Raw genomic sequence first — 6,292 nt, 5'->3', positions numbered from 1 at the left:
ATGAAGCCCAAAGGCATAGTTGTTTATTTTCCTATAATTTCAGAATTTATTAAGTTGCCTATGCGAAGAAAAACTCCTTTAAGAATGCAGTTATTGCCACATTATCCCGAGTTCCTAAATGATTTAATTTATTTTTCTGTTGTATAAAGAGAGGATAGAAAGAACTTCAAACGTTTTTCCATGACAAGCCAGACTTGAATAACGGATAAACTTAAAATTAAGATAAAGTCTAAATGGCAATATAGTATCTAACAGGAGGGAGTACTGGTTTTGCAGCGAAAGCTGAACGTTATGCTATAACGAACACAGCCCCAACCTTTCAGGTAAAACAAGACAGAGGGTGAATACGATACAAAGAACGAATGAACAGCTATAAAATATACATTATTTGCCTCCTGAATAATTCCTGAGTAAGAGCAGGGTGGCAGTAAAATATTCGTTACATAATTTGCAGAAAATCCGGATTTGTTCTTTTTCCGGGTTTAGAGCTAACATTACATTTATAGCCATATATAAAGCGTCTGCCTCATCTTTAAATAATGGGATTACACTGATATGATATTGCCAGATTATCAAAATCAATTATCAAAAAACATGGAATTTTTGCGGGGTATTACAGACAAGGAGAGTGAAGCGGTTATTTTTAAGCATAATGTTCTTTATCCAGGGGGAGATGATAAATAGTAAGCCCGAAGGTAAGGGAATAGCCTGAAATCCTTTTACTGTGGGCTAAAGGAAAGCAAATAATAAAATTTGATTTTATTTCTTCTTTTATTCCTCTATTTTTCTCTTGGTAAATGAGAGGGTCAGCAGATGATCCGTTTAATAAAATGATAATTCCATTCTTTTTTCTTATTCTGAAACTTTATGCAGGGGCGAATTCCCGAAATACCTTTACGGTTGACAGCATAATTTCCTCTTGCTGCCGACATAAAAGTAGAGAGGTAAACACTTTCTTCTCCATGCAGAAGTTTGCTTTCCAAGATTTTCTCTTTTACTATTTCATGGAAAAGAATTCAAGTAATTGTTTCTTTTTCACGGGTTTTGCCAGAAATGCATTACATCCGGCTTCTATGGCGCTGGTCCGGTCTGAATCGAAAGCATTGGCTGTAAGCGCGACTATTGGAATTTCGGTATTGAATTCACGGATTTTCCGGGTGGCTTCCAGGCCGCCCATAACCGGCATTTTCAGATCCATCAACACAAAGTCGTAATTTCCGTTGCGTACCTCGTCAACGGCCTCAACACCATTCACTGCCCGTGTAAGGTCGTAATCTTTGAGAATATGCAACACTAAAGCATAATTACTATCATTGTCTTCGGCCACCAGTATCTTTTTTTCCCTGATTTTGAATTCGTCGGTTCTATTATTACATGAAGATGGCAAAGACAACTCTAAAACACTGTTATCTCCGTACCCGGATATTTCGCACGGGACCCATCCCCAGAAAGTTGAGCCGGTACCTGATTCAGAGGTAAATCCGATTTTACCGCCAGCAGCTTCGATAATGGCTTTGGAGATCGCCAGTCCTAAACCTGTCCCTTGTGCAAACTCGTTGAGTTTCTGGAAACGTCCGAAAACCTGAGCATGCAGCTTTTTCGGAATGCCGCATCCCGTATCTTCGACATAAAAACGGATACCCTCATTTTCGACAGAATATCCCATCCGGATATGTCCGGACCGGGTACATTTCACTGCATTGGTCAGAAAATTCATCCATACCTGTTTGAGGCGGTCACGGTCCAGAAAAATCCAGAAATCTTGCAGTGGCTTATCTTGTAGCAATTTGACCTCCGTATTTGGCATTTTCGGTTGCATCATCTTATAGAGTTCATCACACAATTGCGTCATGCTGAACCTCATCCGCCTGCTTTCCAATATGCCCGACTCGATTTTCGATAAATCCAGAATATCATTGATAAGCCGCAGCAGCAATTCATTGTTCGACTCGATCATACGTCCATACTCTGCCTTTTCTACCGGATCGTCACAATCGAGTAATAACTCGGAAAATCCGACGATAGCATTCAGGGGCGTACGGATCTCGTGGCTCATGTTGGCCAGAAAAGCAGATTTAAGCCGGTCAGAAAGTTCTGCCCTCTCTTTCATCTCTTTCAGTTCCTGAGCCATCTTTTCCCATTTTGTATTGTTGAAGGCGATACCTGTATAGCGGATGATATTTCCCTTTTTGTCGCGTTCAGATGGAAGCCCGGTCACGATCAGAGTTTGCCATTCCAAGTCCCATTTGGTCCGGGAGCGGTATTGTACACAGAATTCTCTGGCTTCTCCCCGCAACATACTTTCGATATTCTCGCGTAGCCGTTTTGTATCGTCCGGATGTGCTACGTTCAGATAATCCTCCGGCGAAATGGCTTTTTCGGAACGGTAATCATTGACTGAATCATTAAATGCCCGGTATTGTCTTGTCTTCACGTCAAAATCCCAGTAAGACATTCCGACAGTTTTGAACGTCAGCTCCATTTTATAATTTCGTTCTTTGAGTTCTTCATTCAGTTGGTGAAGTTTGGAAATATTTTGTCTGAAGCCTGTAAAACGGGTGACTTTGCCGTTTTCATCTTCTTCGAAAGGGACACCTGTAACATTGCTATATTGCCATGCTTCATCGTATTTCGTTTGTATACGGCAGGTAAAATTGATGTTATATTTTTCTCCCGAAAGCATGGTTTGTAAGGCATCGTTGACCAGAGACTGGTCTTCCGGATGTATTACTTCCAGGTACTCATATATAGAGACTGGCCGTCCGGAAACATAGTCGTTGACCGGATCGTTATAGGACTCGAACTTTTGTGTCTTTACATCGAAATCCCAGTGGACAATGTTATTGACTTTCATTGCCAGCTCGCGTTTGGCCTGCAGGTCCTGTGTCCATTTCGCCATCCGGAATTTTTCGGTTACATCCAATTGAGTCCCGACGATTTGTAATTTACCCCGGTGTTCAGTGGAAAGCCGCATCCGGCTTTCGTAATGACGGAAAACTTCTCCATCAGATACACGTACTGTGATTTGTCCCTGTTGGATTTCCCTGTTAATCAGCTTGGAGAAAAGTTCTGTCAGCGGAGCCCTGTCATGCGGATGCAGCATCGTCTGCAATTCGTTTAATGTCATGTCGTTCCGGACGATAGGTACTCCAAACAAAGGGGAAAATGTCTGCTTGCGGATATCGTATATCCACGAAGACATGCTTGCTGCTTCCATAGCCATTTCCAGATTTTTCTTGCCTTCTTCAGTGCGGTATTCTGCCTCTTTGGTGGAGGTTACATCATTGGTCAGCAGCATGTGTCCGACGATCTTTCCTTCTTTATTACAGATGGGAACGATTTTCACTTCATAAATAATAGATTTTTTATTCCGGGTCTGAAAATATTCCCGGTTCATCCTGTCAAAATCATATTCAAATTCCAGGACCATCTCTTTTCCGGCTTTTATTTTTGCTTCCAGTTGTTCATCAACATATGGGCTGTTAAAAAGATTCACTTGGCCTATTACCGTATCCGGTTCAACGCCGTAAATCTGCTTGGCCCGTTCGTTCAGGCTACGCAGAGTACCTTGGGAGTCATAAATTTCGACACCCATCGGCAGGCGGGCAAATACGCCTTCTGAAAAGAAAATCTGTTCACACAGCAGGGCAGACATCTCCTCCTCAAATGATATTTTGCCTGTATCGCAGGCATTTGCTTTCGTTTGCTTCATGCTAAAGTCTTGTTTTTATCGTATAAGGTGAACCGTTCGCCGGTATTCCGAAGGAGACATGCCTGTTTGCCTGCGGAAAAAGCGGCTTAAAGAAGATTGTGTAGCAAATCCGGCTTGCCGGGTTATCTCTTTTATATCCAGATCGGCATTTCGCAACAGGGATTTAATTCCGACGACAACATAGTCTGTAATCATCTCTCTGGCTCTCTGTCCGTTCACTTCCTGAATGACCTGGGTCAGATATAAAGAGGAGATGCACAATTGATCTGCATAAAAAGCTACTTCCCGGTGAGTGTCGTAATGTTCTGAGACCAGCATGGCGAATTTGAAAGCAATTCTCTCTTTATGTGAATTGAGAAAGGGATACTTTTCCTGGATGGTTTTCTTTTGAAAGGCAACATAATGATCCCAATAATAAATCCGCAGCAGATGAAGAATAGTCTCACGCCGGAAAACAGGATCGTTGTTGTTGCCACGGAAATCAAGTGCCTGGCAATAACTCAGAAACCTTTTGATATCATTGTCACTGAGACGGGTATGGAAATTCTTCCGCATATAAAAGAAAAAAACAGGAGTTAATTTTCCTAAGCCGCTCATAATATCCAGGAACATCACTTTGTCTACCTTAAAAAAAGTCATGGAAAAATCGTCACTGATTTCAGAAATAGAAACCAATTGTTGCGGCAAAATAGTTACCAGCTCATTTTCAGAGATCCGATAGCGGACTGAAAAGAGCTGTATAACGGCACTGCCTCCTGTACAGATTCCGTTAAAACCTTCTTTAAGGTAAGTCTCATGCTCGTTTGCGGGAAGCAATGATATATCTGTATGTATCTGAAAATTTTCCACTCATTTGCTATTTATAGCTTTTATACGGCGATAAAAGTATATCATTCCCCTTTTATTCCGGATTTTCCTATAAAAAATGAACGCGATCCACAAGTTTGAGTATCAAAGTCCGGCGATTTTTTGCAAAAATCTCCTCAGCTGAGAGGGTATACCCGTATCCGGTGTATTAGTATTGTCATCCCTGAACTTCCTGCTCAATCATTAAATCAAAAAATGAATGTAGTGTATGTTTTGGATGGAGAGGATGTTTGCGTGAATCTCGTAGCTGTGCATAGAGCCTTTATTCAGGATATGGAAGATGAGATACCGTTTTTTTAATTGTAGGCATAACTTCTGAGAACACCCGCAGGAATGATTTTATGGTAGGCGAGGGGAAGGGAGAAACAAAACGGGCACAAAGATTAATGCATTTTATGTCAGATGAACTTTTCCCTTGTATCGAGTCCCGTTATCACGTGACCCGTCATAGGGTGGGAATAGGGCATTCACTGGGCAGTTCGTTGCTGATGTATGCGTTGTGTGAGAGAGATTCACTTTTCAATACTTATATGATGTTCAGTCCGAATCTGGTATATGGTCAGGACAGATTACTGAAAAGTTTTAAAACGAAAGTTCCGGTAAAACCGGATAAATTTGTTTATATATCCAAAGGGGAAACAGGCGATTTGGAAGCAGGATATAGGAAAGGGGTCCGGAGATTTGATTCTTTGCTTGTTACTGATATTTATTGTATAACTGCATACAATAAACCCTCCTTGTCAATATTAGCTGTCCCTGGTGCAATGTCCCGGATAATCGTATCGGAAAATAAGAAGCTTTGCTGCATAACTACACCATATTTTGGCCATTCTCTGACTCTGTAAATATTTAAATTGTTATTTCCCGGTCAGATTTGGCCTTTATTCCAAGGGTAAAAAACATGAATAAGCTTTACAATAGTCGTTTTGAATAAATAACCGGAATGGATTTACCGGCTTATAACCTGTTTCGAAGCGGTATCTTTTTTATAAATTCACCGGTTACCGAAGAATCATAGTCATACAACTTGCTTAAATAATTTTCTAAAGAATCTTTAATGATTATATGTACCTTGTTCGTATAAGGATTTTCCGGTTCACCGGTCAAGTCATAAGAAAAAGCCAGTCTGTATACCAAACTGGAATGAGGGAGGCTGAAAGTTATTGCAGGAAGCGTATAGCCGGAAATAGATGGTTGGCCGACTACGGTAATTGCATTTTCCCCATTAACGGTAAGGGCAGTATAAAAAAGTCGGAGTAAAATCTTTTATTTTCATCATCCCATTTTAAATAATACATTCGGGAATAACGTTTTTGAATAAAAGCATGAATATCCTCTCTGTCTATTGCCGTAATTTCTACTCCTAATTTAACGGGTATACCGTTGTAAGTAAAAGGACGGGCATTGTAATATTTCCCGTTTACATATTTTGTTCTGCTTCCGCTTTGAGAAGTCTTCGAACTTCGGGCTCTACGCATCTGTAGCAGCAATTTTTACCCTGTCCTTCGTATTCGGCATTACTTATGTCCTTACCTGCAGAGACGAATATATCAGTAATTCATTTGCTTCCTTGTGTATTAATGCACATATACTAAAAACAAAAAACCTCGATAAATCTGTTGATTTACCGAGGTTTACTTCATTTTTCTTCTAAGAAGGCGGTGCGGACGGGACTCGAACCCGCGACCCCAGGCGTGACAGGCCTGTATTCTA

General features: G+C 40.9%; 4 protein-coding genes. 1 reads left to right on the top strand and 3 read right to left on the bottom strand.

Going from position 1 to position 6,292, the window contains the following annotated elements; all coding sequences use genetic code 11:
- Positions 1-997: 997 nt before the first annotated feature.
- Together Q0465_RS09650 and Q0465_RS09645 are read right to left on the bottom strand one after the other, a co-directional pair.
- Positions 998-3,712 carry a PAS domain-containing protein gene (locus Q0465_RS09650; protein WP_298615599.1) on the bottom strand — a complete coding sequence of 905 codons (2,715 nt, stop codon included), beginning with the start codon at positions 3,710-3,712 and terminating at the stop codon, positions 998-1,000.
- Positions 3,713-3,727: 15 nt separating this feature from the next.
- The gene (locus tag Q0465_RS09645) at positions 3,728-4,561 is read right to left on the bottom strand and encodes a helix-turn-helix domain-containing protein (RefSeq protein WP_298615597.1); all 834 of its coding nucleotides are present in this window, start codon (positions 4,559-4,561) and stop codon (positions 3,728-3,730) included.
- A 317-nt stretch (positions 4,562-4,878) separates the two neighbouring features.
- Between Q0465_RS09645 and Q0465_RS09640 the strand changes: the two genes are divergently transcribed.
- Positions 4,879-5,424: an alpha/beta hydrolase-fold protein gene (locus Q0465_RS09640; protein ID WP_367274306.1), complete on the top strand. Its 546-nt coding sequence runs from the start codon at positions 4,879-4,881 to the stop codon at positions 5,422-5,424.
- A gap of 357 nt (positions 5,425-5,781) precedes the next feature.
- Here Q0465_RS09640 and Q0465_RS09635 read toward each other — a convergent pair whose 3' ends face one another.
- Positions 5,782-6,057, bottom strand: a complete 276-nt coding sequence (locus Q0465_RS09635; protein WP_298615591.1) for a hypothetical protein — start codon at positions 6,055-6,057, stop codon at positions 5,782-5,784.
- Positions 6,058-6,292 lie beyond the last annotated feature (235 nt).

The organism is uncultured Odoribacter sp. (assembly GCF_937966165.1).
GTDB lineage: Bacteria > Bacteroidota > Bacteroidia > Bacteroidales > Marinifilaceae > Culturomica.
Note: the sequence above shows the minus strand (reverse complement) of the source record. Positions and strands in the feature narration are given on the sequence as shown.